Annotated in this window: 17 protein-coding genes and 1 riboswitch; of the genes, 12 read left to right on the forward strand and 5 right to left on the reverse strand. The window is 73.4% G+C overall.

Annotated elements, in window-relative coordinates; genetic code table 11:
• On the reverse strand, window positions 1–1045 hold a 1045-nt coding region (locus AL2_RS32305; RefSeq protein ID WP_245667088.1), incomplete at its 3' end, for an RNA-guided endonuclease InsQ/TnpB family protein.
• A 188-nt stretch (window positions 1046–1233) separates the two neighbouring features.
• On the opposite strand from AL2_RS32305, the gene AL2_RS32310 reads away from it, so the two are divergent.
• Together AL2_RS32310 and AL2_RS32315 are read left to right on the forward strand one after the other, a co-directional pair.
• Window positions 1234–1737, forward strand: coding sequence for an anthrone oxygenase family protein (locus AL2_RS32310; protein ID WP_067640421.1), 504 nt, complete (start codon window positions 1234–1236; stop codon window positions 1735–1737).
• Between the two features lie 79 nt (window positions 1738–1816).
• Window positions 1817–2653, forward strand: a complete 837-nt coding sequence (locus tag AL2_RS32315; protein ID WP_067640423.1) for a metallophosphoesterase family protein — start codon at window positions 1817–1819, stop codon at window positions 2651–2653.
• A gap of 1 nt (window position 2654) precedes the next feature.
• On the opposite strand, the gene AL2_RS32320 is transcribed toward AL2_RS32315, so the two are convergent.
• Entirely contained in the window at window positions 2655–3239 is a 585-nt protein-coding gene (locus AL2_RS32320) for a TetR/AcrR family transcriptional regulator (RefSeq protein ID WP_067640425.1), read from the reverse strand.
• 171 nt (window positions 3240–3410) lie between these two features.
• Window positions 3411–5129, reverse strand: coding sequence for a phosphomethylpyrimidine synthase ThiC (gene thiC, locus AL2_RS32325; RefSeq protein WP_067640426.1), 1719 nt, complete (start codon window positions 5127–5129; stop codon window positions 3411–3413).
• A riboswitch (TPP riboswitch) is annotated at window positions 5125–5238 on the reverse strand. Its footprint overlaps the gene before it by 5 nt.
• A gap of 89 nt (window positions 5239–5327) precedes the next feature.
• Here thiC and tsaA point away from each other — a divergent pair.
• Complete coding sequence (gene tsaA / locus AL2_RS32330; protein WP_067640428.1) at window positions 5328–5750, forward strand: tRNA (N6-threonylcarbamoyladenosine(37)-N6)-methyltransferase TrmO; 423 nt, start codon at window positions 5328–5330, stop codon at window positions 5748–5750.
• 145 nt (window positions 5751–5895) lie between these two features.
• On the opposite strand, the gene AL2_RS32335 is transcribed toward tsaA, so the two are convergent.
• Window positions 5896–6417 (reverse strand): NUDIX hydrolase, encoded by a 522-nt coding sequence (locus tag AL2_RS32335; RefSeq protein WP_067640430.1) that lies wholly within the window; start codon window positions 6415–6417, stop codon window positions 5896–5898.
• A 79-nt stretch (window positions 6418–6496) separates the two neighbouring features.
• On the opposite strand from AL2_RS32335, the gene clsA reads away from it, so the two are divergent.
• Window positions 6497–7186 carry a cardiolipin synthase ClsA gene (gene clsA, locus AL2_RS32340; RefSeq protein WP_067640432.1) on the forward strand — a complete coding sequence of 230 codons (690 nt, stop codon included), beginning with the start codon at window positions 6497–6499 and terminating at the stop codon, window positions 7184–7186.
• The gene (locus AL2_RS32345; RefSeq protein WP_067640434.1) at window positions 7183–9681 is read left to right on the forward strand and encodes a mannose-1-phosphate guanyltransferase; all 2499 of its coding nucleotides are present in this window, start codon (window positions 7183–7185) and stop codon (window positions 9679–9681) included. The genes clsA and AL2_RS32345 overlap by 4 nt, the downstream gene beginning before the upstream one ends.
• A gap of 41 nt (window positions 9682–9722) precedes the next feature.
• Here AL2_RS32345 and AL2_RS32350 read toward each other — a convergent pair whose 3' ends face one another.
• Window positions 9723–11057, reverse strand: coding sequence for an aminotransferase-like domain-containing protein (locus AL2_RS32350; protein ID WP_067640436.1), 1335 nt, complete (start codon window positions 11055–11057; stop codon window positions 9723–9725).
• A 93-nt stretch (window positions 11058–11150) separates the two neighbouring features.
• On the opposite strand from AL2_RS32350, the gene AL2_RS32355 reads away from it, so the two are divergent.
• The 7 genes from AL2_RS32355 (at window position 11151) to AL2_RS32385 (ending at window position 15975) form a co-directional block, all read left to right on the forward strand.
• Window positions 11151–11789, forward strand: a complete 639-nt coding sequence (locus tag AL2_RS32355) for a LysE family translocator (protein WP_067640438.1) — start codon at window positions 11151–11153, stop codon at window positions 11787–11789.
• A 25-nt stretch (window positions 11790–11814) separates the two neighbouring features.
• Window positions 11815–12687, forward strand: a complete 873-nt coding sequence (locus AL2_RS32360; protein WP_083947127.1) for a DUF881 domain-containing protein — start codon at window positions 11815–11817, stop codon at window positions 12685–12687.
• A 52-nt stretch (window positions 12688–12739) separates the two neighbouring features.
• A complete protein-coding gene (locus tag AL2_RS32365; RefSeq protein WP_067640439.1) occupies window positions 12740–13072 on the forward strand; it encodes a small basic family protein in 333 nt (110 codons plus the stop codon).
• On the forward strand, window positions 13069–13779 hold the full coding sequence (locus tag AL2_RS32370) for a DUF881 domain-containing protein (RefSeq protein WP_067640441.1): 711 nt from the start codon (window positions 13069–13071) through the stop codon (window positions 13777–13779). Before AL2_RS32365 ends, AL2_RS32370 begins: the two co-directional genes overlap by 4 nt.
• A 313-nt stretch (window positions 13780–14092) precedes the next feature.
• On the forward strand, window positions 14093–14629 hold the full coding sequence (locus tag AL2_RS32375; protein ID WP_067640443.1) for an FHA domain-containing protein: 537 nt from the start codon (window positions 14093–14095) through the stop codon (window positions 14627–14629).
• Between the two features lie 16 nt (window positions 14630–14645).
• Window positions 14646–15362 carry a transcriptional regulator FtsR gene (gene ftsR, locus AL2_RS32380; protein ID WP_067640445.1) on the forward strand — a complete coding sequence of 239 codons (717 nt, stop codon included), beginning with the start codon at window positions 14646–14648 and terminating at the stop codon, window positions 15360–15362.
• 142 nt (window positions 15363–15504) lie between these two features.
• Window positions 15505–15975: a bifunctional nuclease family protein gene (locus tag AL2_RS32385; protein ID WP_067468341.1), complete on the forward strand. Its 471-nt coding sequence runs from the start codon at window positions 15505–15507 to the stop codon at window positions 15973–15975.
• Window positions 15976–16270: the final 295 nt, after the last annotated feature.

Below are 16270 nucleotides of genomic sequence, written 5' to 3' on the forward strand. Positions count from 1 at the left end.
GGGCGGCGTTGACGTCGGCGTTGGCCCGGTGCCCGCAGGCGACGCATCGGAACACCGCTTGGCTCTCGCGGTTGTCCCGGGCGCGGTGCCCGCACGCGTTACAGGTCTGCGACGTGTACGCCGGGTCGACCCGGGCCACCCGCCCCGGCGCCTTGTCCTCCAGCCGGGCCACGAGCCGGCCCCACCCGGCGGACAGGATGCCCCGGTTGAGCCCGGCCTTCTGCCGGACGCCGGTGCCCGGGGCGTCGATGCTGCCTTTGGCGGAGCGGGTCATGCCTCGCACGTTCAGGTCCTCGACGGCGATGATGTCGAACCGGCGCGCCAACTCTGTCGAGGTCTTCTCCACCCAGTCCTTGCGCCGGTCGGCCTCACGCGCCTTGAGCCGCGCTATGGCGGCCTTGACGCGGGCACGCCGGTTCGACCCCCGGTCCGCGCGGGCCAGGCGCCGCAGCAACCGGCCCAACCGCTCGGCCTCCCCCCGCGTCAGGCCCGGCACAGCGGAGGTCTGGCCGGTCGACAGCGCGGCCGACACCACCACGCCCCGGTCGACACCGACCGCCGCACCATTGCCCGGCGCGGGAACCGGGGCCGGGACGGCGGCGAACGCGACATGCCAGCGTCCGGCACGGTCCCGCGTCACCCGGAACGACTTCACGTCCGGCGGGACGGGACGCGACCAGCGGAACCGCACCCACCCCACCTTCGGCACCCGCACCTCACCGGTGCGGCGCGACAACCGCCGCACCTCCCAGGCACGGCCGCGGGCCCCGACGATCCGGAACCCCTCGTGCACCCCCGCCTTGCGCCAGGTGGGGCGCCGGTGCGTACCGGCGAAGAAGTTCGCCATGGCCTGGGCGAAGTCCCGGAGCGCCTGCTGCTGCACCGTCTGCGAACCCGCCGCCAGCCATCCGAACTCGGCCCGGGCCTCGGTGAGCTGGCGGGCCTGCGCGGCATACCCCGGCGCCGGGCCGCGCCGCGGCGTCCACCACGCGTGCTGCTCCACCGCCAGGTTCCACACATACCGGGCATGCGAGCAATGCTCCACCAGCCCCGCCTCCTGCGCAGGGGTCGGACACAACCGGTACCGCGACACGCTCCGCAACCTACCGACCACCACCGACACAACTCCGACCGACAAAACCCGGACCGACAAAACCAGGAGGCCAAAGTGCCGCACCGTGCCGCGTTTCCTCCCCGCCCTCAAGGACGGGGTCTCCACGCTGTAGGTATCCGATGAAATCTGCCCTCGCGGGCGTCTCGGTGACGCTCTCCCTCATCATGGCGGCCGGCATGGCCGGGACGTTCTTCGGCTTCTCGGCCGGCGTGATGCCGGGATTGAACGCGGCGAAGCCGGGGTCGGCGATCGACGCCATGCAGTCCATCAACCAGAAGATCCAGAACCCGGTGTTCGTGGGGATGTTCCTGCTGGTCCCGGTGCTGGCGGCCGCGGCGGGCCTGCTGCTGCTGACCCTGGACCAGAAGTCCGCGGCGATCCTGTTCTTCGTCGCGGCGGGCGTGTACTTCGCCGGCGCGCTCGTCCCGAGCTTCGCGGTGAACATCCCCATGAACAACGACCTGGAGGGCGTGGCGATCCCGAAGGACCTGGCCGAGGCCGCGAAGGTCTGGTCGGACTACTCCGGGCGCTGGACCGCCTGGAACACCGTCCGGGCCGTGTTCAGCTGGGCGAGCGTCCTGGCGATGAGCCTGGGCGTCTACATCTGGGGGAAGAGCAACTGACCACGGAACCGGACCCCGAAAGCGGCCGCGCCCGCTTCCGGGCGCGGGCCGCCGCACTCGCGGGGCATACGATCTCTGGATGGGCGGCGTCTACGCGATCAGCGACCTGCACGTGGGATTCCCGGAGAACCGCGCGTTCGTCGAGGGGCTCCGGCCCGCGTCCGGGGACGACTGGCTGATCGTCGCGGGTGACGTGGCCGAGCGGTTCGCCGACGTCGAGTGGGCGCTCCGCACCGTGCGCGAGCGCTTCGCCGCCGTGATCTGGGTCCCCGGCAACCACGAGCTGTGGACGATCAAGGACGACCCGGTGCGGCTGCGCGGTGAGGCCAGGTACCGGCGGCTGGTCGACATGTGCCGGGGCCTCGGCGTGCTGACCCCCGAAGACCCGTACCCGGTCTGGGACGGCGAGGGCGGGCCCGTGACCATCGCACCGCTGTTCATCCTCTACGACTACACGTTCCGCCCGGACGGGACGTCCACCAAGGAGGAGGCCCTCGAAGTCGCGCACGAGGCGGGCGTCGTGTGCACGGACGAGGTCTACCTGCACCCCGATCCGCACCCCACGCGCGACGCCTGGTGCGACGCCCGCGTCGCCTATTCCGAAAAGCGCCTGGCGGCCCTGGAGCCGGAGACCCGGACCGTGCTCGTCAACCACTGGCCGCTCGTCCGCGAGCCCACCCGCGTCCTCTGGTACCCCGAGTTCGCGCAGTGGTGCGGCACCGAGCGCACCGCCGACTGGCACGACCGGTTCCGCGCGGCGTCCGTCGTCTACGGGCACCTGCACATCCCTAGGACGATCTGGACCGGCGACGTCCCGCACATCGAAGTGTCGGTCGGCTACCCGCGCGAGTGGCGCAAATGGCGCGGGGCGCCGCGCGGCCCGCGCCGCATCCTGCCGGAGCCGGAGACGAACTGACTCAGCGAGCGCCCGGCGCCATGCCGGCGGCGGCGAGCGACAGCAGCCGCCCGGCCGCATCCGGCTCCCGCTCGGTCACCGCCGCGATCGCCCCGGTGAGCCACAGGACGTCGGCGAACGCCGTGCCCGCGGGCGCGTCCCCGGCCCGCTGCGCGCGGGTGAACAGCGCCTCGCCCGCCTCGCACATCGCCCGCCGCGCGGGCGACGGCTCCGGCCGCCCGTCCCGCAGCGACACCACCGCCGACGCCGCCAGCCCGCGGAACACCGTCACCTGCGACACGAACGCCCGCAGCCACGTCATCAGGGCTTCGCCGGGCGCGGGCGAGACCAGGAGGTCGCGGGCCGCCGCGGCCAGTTCCTCGTAGACGCCGGCGAGGAGGGCCTCCAGGAGGTGCTGGCGGGTGGGGAAGTGGCGGTAGAGCGTCCCGATGCCGACGCCGGCGGTGCGGGCGACGCCCTCCAGGGACGCGTCGGCCCCGTCGCGCTGGAACGTCTCGTAGGCCGCGGCGAGCAGCCGCGCCCGGTTGCGGCGCACGTCGGCGCGCACCGCGCGGGCGGGGGCCTTCGGCGTGTCGTCGCTGGTCACGTGGGTCGTTGGTCCTTTCCCGGCGGGTACGGGCCTGCGGCGATTCGGGGGGATCCGCGGCTTTGGAACGGTCCCTCGATAGTAGCCGCGCCGGTCCGCCCGGTCCGCGCCGGGATGGCGCGGCCCGCCGCAGCCGCCGCCGCGGCGGGCCTGGGCCCACCTGCGCTTACGTCAGGAAGCGCCGGGGGAGAGGGGCAGGTGCACCCGCCCGCCGGCGGCCTTGAACTCCGCGGACTTCTCCCGCATCCCGGCGGCGAGGGCGGCGTCGCCGTCCAGCCCGTGCTCGTCGGCGTAGCGCCGGACGTCCCGGGTGATCTTCATCGAGCAGAAGTGCGGGCCGCACATCGAGCAGAAGTGCGCCGTCTTCGCCGGGGCCGCCGGGAGCGTCGCGTCGTGGAACGCGCGGGCGGTGTCCGGGTCCAGGGACAGATTGAACTGGTCCTCCCACCGGAAATCGAACCGCGCGTCCGACAGCGCGTCGTCCCACGCCTGCGCGCCGGGACGGCCCTTGGCCAGGTCGGCCGCGTGCGCGGCGATCTTGTAGGCGATCACGCCGGCCTTGACGTCGTCGCGGTCCGGCAGCCCGAGGTGCTCCTTCGGCGTGACGTAGCAGAGCATCGCCGTCCCGTGCCAGCCGATCATCGCGGCGCCGATCGCCGAGGTGATGTGGTCGTAGCCGGGCGCGATGTCGGTGGTCAGCGGCCCGAGCGTGTAGAACGGCGCCCCGCCGCACCACTCCTGCTGCAGGTCGACGTTCTCCTTGATCTTGTGCATCGGGACGTGGCCCGGCCCCTCGTTCATCACCTGGTCGCCGTACTCGGCGGCGATCCCCGTCAGCTCGCCCTGCGTGCGCAGCTCGGCGAACTGGGCCTCGTCGTTGGCGTCCGCGATGGAGCCGGGGCGCAGGCCGTCCCCGAGCGACCAGGTGACGTCGTAGGCGGCGAAGATCTCGCACAGCTCCCGGAAGTGCGTGTAGAGGAAGTTCTCCTCGTGACGGGCCAGGCACCACGCCGCCATGATCGACCCGCCCCGGGACACGATCCCCGTCCTGCGCCGCGCGGTCAGCGGCACGTACCGCAGCAGCACCCCGGCGTGGACGGTCATGTAGTCCACCCCCTGCTCGGCCTGCTCGATCACCGTGTCGCGGAAGACCTCCCAGGTCAGCTCCGCCGGGTCGCCGCCGGCCTTCTCCACCGCCTGGTACAGCGGGACGGTCCCGACCGGCACCGGCGAGTTCCGCAGGATCCACTCCCGCGTCGTGTGGATGTCGCTCCCGGTGGACAGGTCCATGATCGTGTCGGCGCCCCACCGGGTCGCCCACGTCATCTTCTCGACCTCCTCCTCGATCGACGACGCCACCGCCGAGTTGCCGATGTTCGCGTTCACCTTGACCAGGAAGTTCCGGCCGATGACCATCGGCTCGATCTCGGGGTGGTTCACGTTCGCGGGCAGCACCGCCCGCCCGGCCGCCAGCTCGTCCCGGACGAACTCCGGGCTCACGCCCTCCCGCAGCGCCGCGAACTCCATCTCCGGCGTGATCTCGCCCCGCCGCGCGTACGCGCGCTGGGTCACCGCGCCGCCGGTCGCGCGCCTGGGCCGGCGCGGCAGGGAGTCCTCCCGCACGGGCGCCCGGAGCCCGCCCTCGAGATCCGCGGCGCGCCCCTCGTACGGCGCGGTGTCGCCCCGCTCGGCGATCCACGCCTCCCGCAGCGCCGGCAGTCCCCGGCGGACGTCGGTCTCCGCGGCCGGATCGGTGTACGGCCCGGACGTGTCGTACAGGACGACGGCGTCGCCGTTGGTCAGCGGCACCTCCCGCATCGGGACCCGGACGTCCGGGCGCGAGCCCTGCAGGTAGGTCTTGCGGGCGGCTGGAACCACACGTTCTGTCATGACGACTCGATCTCTCCCTACGCCGGCATTACCCGGTCAGGTTCATGCGGTCAGCGGCCGTCCCAGCCGCTATCTCAGCCCGGTTCGCCGGACCCCCGCGATCTGTCGTGCCCGACGCTAACCCGCCGCACCCCCGTTGCCGCAACCGCCGCCCCCGGGGTAGAACGCGCCCGCGCGGCGACCTGAGAGGATCGGGGCATGATCGACCCCTACCAGGAGTTCGCGCTGACCCCGGTCGGCCATGTCTCGTCCACGCTGACCGACCGGGCGTCCGCGCCCAAGCAGGGCACGGAGGGCGGGCCGGAGGCGTGGCTGGTCTTCGAACCGGCCGTGCTCCCGGCGCTGGAGGGCCTCCAGCCGGGCGACCGGGTCTTCGTGCTGACGTGGCTGCACCTGTCGCCGCGCGACGTCCTGAGCGTCCATCCGCGCGACGACACGTCCGTCCCGATGCGCGGCGTCTTCGCGACCCGCTCCCCGGACCGCCCCAACCCGATCGGCCTGCACCCGGTCGAGATCCTGGAGGTGACCGGCCGCCGCGTGCTGGTCCGCGACCTGGAGGCCCTGGACGGCACCCCCGTCCTGGACGTGAAACCGATCCTCTCCGGCGAATCCGGCGCGTAGCCACCCGGCGCGGCGGCGTGCCGGATCGCCCAGGAGACCCTGACCAGTGTTGTCAAACACGCCGTCGCGGAGCGTGTCTCGGCGGCCCTCGCGCGGGACGGCGGCGGGCTCGCCGTGACCGCCGCGCGCCCGTGCGCGGACGCCGTCAGCCCGCTGCGGCGAGGTAGAGCAGGCCCGCCAGCGCCGACGCCGAGCCGATCTCCCCGCGTGCGGCGAGGCCGGGGACCGAGGCCAGCGGGACCCACTCGATCCGCTCGGCCTCCACGTCGGTCGGCTCGCCGATCCGCTCCGCGCCGTCCGCCCGGTAGATGTGATTGATGCCATCGTGAACGCCGGGTGAGGGCCGCAGGTCGAGCAGATGCCGGACGGCTCCCGCGCGGTACCCGGTCTCCTCCACCAGCTCCCGCGCGGCCGCCTCGGCGGGGTCTTCGCCCGGTTCGACACGTCCGCCGGGAATCTCCCAACCCCACTGGTCGGTGATGAACCGGTGCCGCCAGATCAGCAGCACCCGGCCGTCCCCGTCGACCGCCGCCACCGTCGCCGCGGGCCGCACCCGCACGAGATGATGGTCGAACCGGCGGCCGTCCGGGAGTTCGACATCGGCCAGCCGCATGTCCATCCAGGGGCTCTCGTAGACCGGCCTCTCCCCGTGCACCGTCCATCTCATGGATGGACGCTATCGGGGGCTTTCAAACCCTTACCGGTAGGGTCAGGATCAAGGGGGACCAGGGGAGGCGAACGCGTCGGTGAGCACACTGCAGGAGGCCCCGCAGGACCGGATCATCACGGTGCCCAACGTGCTGAGCATGGCGCGGCTCGTGGGCGTCCCGCTCTTCCTGTGGCTCGTCTTGGCCGAGCTGGACTGGTGGGCGCTCGGCGTGCTCGTGTTCGCCGGCCTGTCCGACTGGCTGGACGGCAAGCTGGCGCGGGCGCTCGACCAGACCAGCAAGCTCGGGACGGTGCTCGACCCGGCCGCGGACCGGCTCTACATCCTCGCCACGCTGATCGGGCTCACCATCCGCGACATCATCCCGCTGTGGCTGGTGGTGCTGCTGGTCGCGCGGGAGTTCGCGATCCTGCCGATCGCGCCGATCGTCCGGCGGCTCGGGTACGGCGGGACGCTCCCCGTCCATTTCATCGGCAAGGCGGGCACCATGTGCCTGCTGTACTCCTTCCCGCTGCTGCTCCTGGGCGACCACGGCGGCGGCGCGGCGACCGTGGCGAAGGTCGCCGGATGGTCCTTCGCCATCTGGGGGACGGGCCTGTACTGGTGGTCCGCCGTCCTCTACTGGACGCAGACGCGGCAACTGGTGCTGGCCGGCCGCGGCTCGCCCCCGGCCCCGGGGCCGGACACCGCGGATGAACCGGATGGCCGGGGCGATCCGGGCGCGGAACCGCCGGCCGGCGACCAGAAGGGAGCTGAGACCCCCCGATGAAGGCCGTCGTGATGGCGGGAGGCGAGGGGACGCGGCTGCGTCCGATGACCGCCAACCAGCCCAAGCCGCTGCTGCCGCTCGTCAACCGGCCGATCATGGAGCACGTGCTCCGGCTGCTGAAGCGGCACGGGTTCACCGAGACCGTCGTCACCGTCCAGTTCCTGGCCGCGCTGATCCGCAACTACTTCGGCGACGGCGAGGAGCTCGGCATGTCGCTGAGCTACGCGACGGAGGAGATCCCGCTCGGCACCGCCGGCAGCGTCAAGAACGCCGAGGAGGCGCTGCGCGACGACCGGTTCCTCGTGATCTCCGGCGACGCGCTCACCGACATCGACCTCACCGACATGGTGCGGTTCCACAAGGAGAACGACGCGCTCGTCACCATCGGGCTGAAGCGGGTCCCCAACCCCCTCGAATTCGGCATCATCATCGTGGACGACGCGGGCCGCGTGCAGCGGTTCCTGGAGAAGCCCACCTGGGGGCAGGTCTTCTCCGACACCGTCAACACCGGCATCTACGTGATGGAGCCGGAGGTCCTCGAACACGTCGCGGAGGGTGAATCCGTCGACTGGTCCGGGGACGTGTTCCCCAAGCTCCTGGCCGAGGGCGCCCGCCTGTTCGGGTATGTGGCCGACTGCTACTGGGAGGACGTCGGCACCCACGAGAGCTACCTCAAGGCCCAGGCCGACATGCTCTCAGGCCAGGTCGGCATCGAACTTGACGGCTTCGAGATGTCGCCGGGCGTGTGGGTCGCCGAGGGCGCCGAAGTCGACGCCGAGGCCGTCCTCAAGGGACCCCTCTACATCGGCGACTACGCCAAGGTCGAGGCGGGCGTCGAACTGCGCGAGTACACCGTCCTCGGCAGCAACGTCGTGGTGAAGGAGGGCGCGTTCCTGCACCGCGCCATCGTGCACGACAACGTGTTCGTCGCGCCGTCCACGAACCTGCGCGGCTGCGTCATCGGCAAGAACACCGACATCATGGCCGGCGCCCGGGTCGAGGAGGGCGCGGTCATCGGCGACGAGTGCGTCATCGAGGCCGAGGCGTACGTCTCCAGCGGCGTGAAGGTCTACCCGTTCAAGACCATCGAGGCCGGCGCGGTCGTCAACACCAGCGTGATCTGGGAGTCGCGCGGCCAGCGCAACCTGTTCGGGCCGCGCGGCGTGTCCGGGCTCGTCAACGTGGAGATCACGCCCGAGCTCGCGGTGCGGCTCGCCAGCGCCTACGCGACGACCCTGAAGAAGGGCTCCACGGTCGTCACCGGACGCGACGTCTCCCGCGCCGCCCGCACCCTCAAGCGCGCCGTGAACAGCGCGCTCACCGCCAGCGCCATCAACGTCAACGACCTGGAGGCGACCCCGCTCACCGTCGCCCGGTTCGAGACCGGCCGCGAGGACGCCGTCGGCGGCATCTACATCCGCACCACGCTCGGCGACCCGCAGGGCGTCGACATCCTGTTCCTCGACGCGGGCGGCGCCGACCTGTCCCAGGGCGCGCAGCGCAAGCTGGAACGCGTCTTCGGCCGCCAGGAGTACCGCCGCGCGTTCCCCGGCGAGATCGCCGAGCTGACCTACCCGCCGCGCGTCGTCGAGACCTACACCCGCGACCTGCTGCGCCGCGTCGACATCCGCGGCGTCCGCGAGGCCGGGCTGAAGATCGTCCTGGACTGCGCGGGCGGCGTCGCGTCCCTCGTCCTGCCGAACCTGCTCGGCAAGGTCGGCGTGGAGGTCCTCACCCGCAACGCCGGGCTGGACGAGGCCAACCCGACCGAGACGCTCGCCGAGCGGATGCGCGACCTGGAGCGCCTCGGCGGCCTGGTCTCCTCGTCGAGGGCCGCGTTCGGCGTCCGGTTCGACCCGGTGGGGGAGCGCATCTCCCTCGTGGACGAGAACGGCGAACTGGTCGGCGACGACCGTGCCCTCCTCGTGATGCTCGACCTGGTCGCGGCCGAGCGCCGCGGCGGCAAGGTCGCGCTGCCGGTGACGACGACGCGGGTCGCCGAGCAGGTCTGCCGGTTCCACGGCGTCCAGGTCGAGTGGACGTCCACCTCCCAGGACGTCCTCACCAAGGCCGCCGCGCAGCCCAGCGTGATCTTCGCGGGGGACGGCCGGGGCGGCTTCCTCATGCCCGAGTTCAGCGGCACCGTCGACGGGATCGCGGCGTTCGTCCGCCTCGTCGGGCTCGTCGCGCGCACCCGCCTGACGCTGTCCCAGATCGACCGCCGCATCCCCGACGCCCATCTCCTGCGCCGCTCCGTCCCGACGCCGTGGGCGGCCAAGGGCAGCGTGATGCGCCACGTCGTGGAGGCCGCCGGCGACCGCACGATCGACACCACCGACGGCGTCCGCGTGGTGGAGGACGGCGGCCGCTGGATCCTGGTCCTGCCCGACCCGGCCGAAGCGGTCACCCACCTGTGGGCCGAGGGCCCGGACGCGGACGCCGCCCAGGCCCTCCTGGAGGAGTGGGCCGCCGTGGTCGACAGCGCCGGCTCCTGACGCCCGCGGCTCGGCCGGCGGTTCCGGTCCTCCGCTCTCGATCAGTCGACGGGGGTGTCGTCGGGGCTGCCGGCGGCGATCTCGGCGAGGACGCCCAGGGCGCGCGACAGGGTGTCCAGCGGCGGCGAGGCCAGGCCGACCCGGACGGCGCGGGGCGCGGCGCCCGCTCCCACGACGAAGGCGGCGGCGGGGGTGACGGCGATGCCGCGGCGCGCGGCCGCCGCCACGAACGTCTCCGCGCGCCACTGCGGCGGCAGATCCCACCAGCAGAAGTACGAGCACGGCCCGGACCGGACGCCCGGGAGGCGCCCGGTGACGAGCCGCCGGCGGGCCGCGGCGTCCGCGCGCTTGGCGCGGGCGATCGCCTCGACCGTGCCGGCGGTGATCCAGCCGGTCGCCGCGTCGAGCGCGAAGCGGGCGGGTCCCCAGGCGCCCGAGCGCAGCGCGGCGGCGACGCGTCCGGCCAGCCCGGCGGGCGGGACGGCGAATCCGAGGCTCAGGCCGGGCGCGAGGCGCTTGGACAGGCTGTCGACCAGCACGGTGTGCCGCGGAGCGAGGCTCGCCAGCGGCTGCGGCCCGTCCTCGCGGAGGAAGGCCCAGACACGGTCCTCGATCGCGTTGAGGCCGAGCCGCTCCAGGGTCCCGGCGATCTCGACGCGGCGCTGCCACGGCATCGTCGCCCCGGACGGGTTGTGGAGCGTCGGCTGGACGTAGAGCGCGCCGAGCGGGGCGGCGCGGTGCGCGTCGGCGAGGGCGTCGGGACGCAGCCCGTGCTCGTCGGCCGCGACCGGGACGAGCGTCACGCCGAGCCGGGCCGCGACGCCCTTGACCACCGGGTAGGTCAGCGCCTCCACGGCCAGCCGCCCGCCCGGTGGCACGAGCGCCGACACCGCGCCCGCGATCGCCTGCCGGCCGTTCCCCGCGAACAGGACGGACTCGGGGGCGGGACGCCAGCCGGGCGCGGCCAGGAGGGCCGCCGCGGCCTCCCGGGCGGCGGCGGTGCCCGTGACACGCCCGGGCCCGAGCGCCGCGTCCAGGACGTCGGGGCGCAGCAGCCGTGCCATCCCGGCGGCCAGCAGCGCGTTCTGCTCCGGTATCAGGGGATAGCTGAGTTCCAGGTCGACCCTCGCCGCGGACGGCTCGGCGAGGGCCGGGACGGGGGCGGGCTCGGCGGCGCGGACGAACGTGCCGCGCCCGACCTCGCCGACCACGAGGCGGCGCCTGGCCAGTTCCCCGTAGACGCGGCTCGCGGTGGAGGCGGCGATGCCGCGCTCGCGGGCGAAGGCCCGCTGCGGCGGAAGCCGGTCACCGGGCCGCAGCCGCCCGGCGGCGATGTCGGCGGCCACCTCGTCGGCGACCCGGCGGAAATCCTCCATGCACCCCTCACATTGCTCCGAGTTCAATCCATAGTATTGCACTGAGCATTCACGGAGATCTAGCGTCGTACATATCCCCAGATACGGAGTGCAATGATCTCGCTCACCGCCGCCGCGGCCGTCGCCGCCTTCGCCCTCGGGCTCGTCCTGACCCCGGGCCCCAACATGATCTACCTGGTGTCGCGGTCGGTGACGCAGGGCCGCCGCGCCGGGCTGATCTCCCTCGGCGGCGTCGCCGCCGGCTTCCTGGTCTACGTCGCCGCCGCCACCGCCGGGCTCACCGCCGTCTTCACGCTGGTCCCGGCCCTCTACACGGCGATCAAGCTGGCCGGGGCGGCGTACCTGCTCTGGCTCGCCTGGCAGGCGCTGCGCCCCGGCGGCACGACGGCGTTCGCGCCGAAGGAGCTGCCCGCCGACCCGCCGCGCCGCCTCTTCACGATGGGCATGGTCACCAACCTGCTCAACCCGAAGATCGCGATCCTGTACGTGTCGCTGCTGCCGCAGTTCGCCGATCCCGGCCGAGGCGGCATGGCCGTCCAGATCATGCTGCTCGGCCTGCTCCAGATCGCCATCGCGATCACCGTGAACTGCCTCATCGTCCTCGGCGCCGGCGGCATCGCCGCCTTCCTCGCGCGCCGCCCCGGCTGGCAGCGCGTCCAGCGCTACCTGATGGGCTCCGTCCTCGCCGGGCTGGCGCTGCAGATCGGCCTCCACCGCCCCGCCGCCGCGTGACCGCGCGGCTTGCCATGATGGGGCGGTGATCGCACGACCTGACGAGCCCGGCGGCCGGCGGCCGGACGCCTCGATGTCGCTGCTCGCCGACCTGCTCGCCGGGAAGGTCCTCGACCCCGGCTACGCCGAGGCCGCGGCCCGCCGGGCCGCCTCCGGGGACTCCCCGCCCCGGCGGGCCCGGGGAGCGGGCGTCCTGCTCGTCCTCGTGCTCGCCGGGACGCTGATCGCCGTCGCCGGGGCGCAGGTGCGCCGCGGCGAGCCGGTGGCGGCCGAGCAGCGGTCCCGGCTGATCGGCGAGATCCATGCCCGCACCGCCGAGACCGACCGCCTCCAGGACCGCGTCGACCGGCTGCGCGCCCGGACCGAGCGGAGCCGGGCCGCGGCGCTCGCCCGCAGCGATGAGGGCCGCCGCGTGCGCCGGCGGCTGGCGAGGGCCGGTGCCGCCGCGGCCGCGCTGCCCGCCGCGGGCGCCGGGATCGTGGTCGCGCTCGCCGACGCGCCGCCCGCCGGGCCGGCCGCCCGGCGGCGGGCCACCGGCGGCGGCCGGGTCTATGATCAGGACCTCCAGGTCCTGGTCAACGGGCTGTGGGCGGCCGGTGCCGAGGCCATCGGCGTCAACGGTCAGCGGCTCACGCCGACCACCGCGATCCGCGCGGCCGGCGAGGCGATCCTGGTCGACTACCGGCCGCTGACCGGCCCGTACGCGGTGACGGCGCTCGGCGACCCGGACCGCCTGCGGGACGCCTTCGCGGGCTCGGCCGCCGACCGGCGGCTCGCCGCGCTGCGCGAGCGGTTCGGGATCCGGTACGAGGTGCGCGGCACGTCCGGGGCCAGGCTGCCCGCCGGGAGCGCGGTCCTGCTGCGGTACGCCGCCCCCCGCCCGGAGGACGGCCAGTGAGCGGGCGGCCGGCGGGCGGGCCGCCGGTGAGCGGGGGAGAGGTGACCCGAGCGTGATCGCGCTGATCGGCCTCGTCATCGGCGTGGCGCTGGGACTGATGCTGCAGCCGGACGTGCCGCTCTGGCTCCAGCCCTACCTGCCCATCGCGATCGTGGCCGCGCTCGACGCCATGTTCGGCGGCGTCCGGGCACGGCTGGAGGGGATCTTCGACGAGAAGGTCTTCGTGGTCTCGTTCACCGGCAACACCGTCGTCGCCGCGCTGATCGTGTTCCTCGGCGACCAGCTCGGCGTCGGCTCGCAGCTGTCCACCGGCGTCGTGGTCGTGCTCGGCATCCGGATCTTCTCCAACGTGGCCGGCATCCGGCGGAAGCTGTTCGGCGCATGACCGGCGGCGAGCGCGCGGAAGGGCGCCCGGCGGGGCTGCGCGGCCTCCTCGGTCTCTTGCGTCCGCGAATCAGCGCCGGCCAGATCGCCGGCGGGCTGCTGTGCCTCGTCCTCGGCTTCGCGGTCACCGCGCAGGTGCGGTCGACCGAGCGCGACTCCACGTTCGCCACGGCGCGCCAAGACGAGCTCGTCGGGACACTGGCCGACCTGGGCCAGCGGTCCGAGCGGCTGAGGGCCGACCTGCGCGATCTGGAGACCACCAGGGCCCGGCTGGAGCGGGACGCCGAGGGCGGCACCGCCCTGGAGGAGGCCCGCGAGCGGGCGACCGCCTACGGCCTCCTCGCCGGGACGCTCCCCGCCGAGGGCCCCGGCATCGAACTGGTGATCAGCGACCCGGGGAACCGCGTCGAAGCGGTCAACCTGCTGGACGCGCTGCAGGAGCTCCGCGACGCCGGCGCCGAGGTCGTCCAGGTCGACGACGTCCGCGTCGGCGTCGACACCTACTTTACGGACGACCGGAACGGCGTCCTGATCGACGGGCGGCCCCTGTCCGTCCCGTACCGGTTCCTCGCCATCGGCGACCCCCACACGATGACCACCGCGCTCAACATCCCGGGCGGCCTCGTCAGGACGCTGCAGGGAGCGGGGGCCGCCGTCCTGATCACCCCGCGAGCGAAAGTGACCGTCGGCGCGGTACGGTCTCCCTAGAGGGAACGGGGGGAACGGTAAACCGGGCGACCGGCACGGGCGCCGCGAACGCGGCGGTCCGCGCGGCGGCGTAGACCTGCGATCACCGACGAATGTAGTTTGGTCCAGCCGGTTCACCGTTCCAGTTGACCCCTCGGGTAATACCCGCGTAAGTTGCGGCGACCGTCGCCGTGCGCGGGCGGTGAGCTGGACCGTGGCCGGGGGCGGGTCCCCGGCGCGTGGGTTGGGTGAAGGATGCGCGTGGCGCAGGCGGCTCCCGCTGCGGCGGGGCGTCCGCGTGGGGCACGCCTATGGTAGGAGGCCGAGCCGATCGATGCCGAGCGTCTACTGCACGCAGTGCGGTCACGCCAACCCGGATGATGCCCGTTTCTGCTCGAACTGCGGCACTCCGCTGACCCGGAGTCCGGCCGCGCCGCCGCCGTACCGCGAGTCGCCCGGCGAGTCCACGTCCACGATCTCCATCGGCGGGTTCGAGGCCCTGGACACCGACACGGGCGCCGAGGAGCAGGCCGGCCCCGAGCAGATGGCGATGGAGGCGCTGCCCCCGGGCACCGCGCTGCTCGTCGTCAAGCGCGGCCCGAACGCAGGCAGCCGGTTCCTGCTCGACAAGGACCGCACGTCCGCCGGGCGGCACCCCGAGAGCGACATCTTCCTGGACGACGTCACCGTCTCCCGCCGGCACGCCGAGTTCGCCCGGCAGGGCAACGCCTTCTCCGTCCGGGACGTGGGCAGCCTCAACGGCCTCTACGTCAACCGGCAGCGGGTCGACCAGGCAGGCCTGTCCAGCGGCGACGAGGTGCAGATCGGCAAGTTCCGGCTGGTGTTCCTGACCAACCCGGCGCACGGCTGACTGAACGGGAGGGGCGTTGAACGCGGAGCCGGCCCGGTCCCTGATGACGATCGGGGACGTGCTCGGGCTGCTGCGGCCCGAGTTCCCCGACATCACCATCTCCAAGATCAGGTTCCTGGAGTCGGAGGGACTGGTCGAGCCGCAGCGCAGCCCCTCCGGCTACCGCAAGTTCGGCGACACCGACGTGGAGCGGCTCCGGTTCGTCCTCGCCGCGCAGCGCGACCACTACCTGCCGCTGCGGGTGATCCGGCAGCACCTGGAGGCCCGCGACCGCGGCGAGAACGTCCCGCCGCTCGGCGACCGCGAGCCGTCCCGGCGCGGCCCCCGCACCCTCGTGGCCGCCGACACCACGGCCGCCGACCCCCCCGTCCGCCTCACCCGCCGCCAGCTCCTCGACGGCGCCGGCATCGACGAGGCGCTCCTCGCACGCCTGGAGGAGTACGGGCTCGTCCAGCGCGCCGGCGGCCACTACGCGGGGGAGGCCCTCGGCATCTGCCGGGTCGCCGCGGCGCTCGGCGAGTTCGGCTTCGAGGTCCGGCACCTGCGGGCCGTCAAGGCCGCGGCCGACCGGCAGGTCGGCCTGATCGAGCAGATGGTCGCCCCGCAGCTGCGGCGCCGCAGCCGCGGCGCCCACGAGGAGGCCGCCGGCACCGCGAGGGAGATCGCCGCGCTGTCGGTCAGGCTCCACTCCGCCCTGGTCAGCGCGGGGCTCCGCGAAAGCCTCGACCACTGATCATGGGCGTCGGGGAGGATTTTCCCGCCGTCGCGGCGCGACGAGCTGTCCGGCCCTGGGTGTACGTTGGCTACATGGTTCGGTCAGGAATCGACCCGCTGCGAACGGTGATCGAGAACGCGAGAACCAGCAGGGAGCCGCTGTGAAGCAGATGGAGGTCGTCGGCGTCCGGGTCGAGATGCCCTCCAATCAGCCGATCGTCCTGTTGAAGGAGACGGAGGGCGATCGCTACCTGCCCATCTGGATCGGGGCGGTCGAGGCGACCGCGATCGCCTTCGCGCAGCAGGGGGTGCTGCCCGCCCGGCCGCTCACCCACGACCTGTTCCGCGACGTCCTGGACGCCCTCAGCGTCCAGCTCCGCACCGTGAACATCACGGCCCTGCGCGAGGGCATCTTCTTCGCCGACCTGATCTTCTCCAACGGCGTCGAGGTCAGCGCCCGCCCGTCCGACTCGATCGCCCTGGCACTGCGCACCGGCGCCACGATCTTCGCCAGCGAGGACGTCCTCGAAGAGGCCGGCGTGGCCATCCCCGACGAGCAGGAGGACGAGGTCGAGAAGTTCCGCGAGTTCCTCGACACGATCTCCCCCGAGGACTTCGGCCGCGCCGGATAGGCCGTCGCCCGGAGACGGTACGTCGCAGCGATCTGCTTTCGCCGTCGTCGCGCGCCCTTGCCCATCCGGCGGGGACGCCCCTGGAACCTCGACGCAGGGTTCCGCTCACCCCCCGGCTCAGACCACCGCACAACCCCGCGCACGGTGCGGGGCTTCATGCCGTTGGGTCCGAGGTGGGGGAAGGGTTGTCATAGATGGTGCATCGTCCTGGACCTGGCGGTTTTTGGCGGCGGCGCATCGGGGTAGGAGTGCCTAGGTGGCGGAGGTGCGCAGTTTGCCCACGTGAAGCCGGTTC

Origin of the sequence: Actinomadura latina NBRC 106108 (assembly GCF_001552195.1) — a bacterium.
GTDB classification, from domain to species: domain Bacteria; phylum Actinomycetota; class Actinomycetes; order Streptosporangiales; family Streptosporangiaceae; genus Spirillospora; species Spirillospora latina.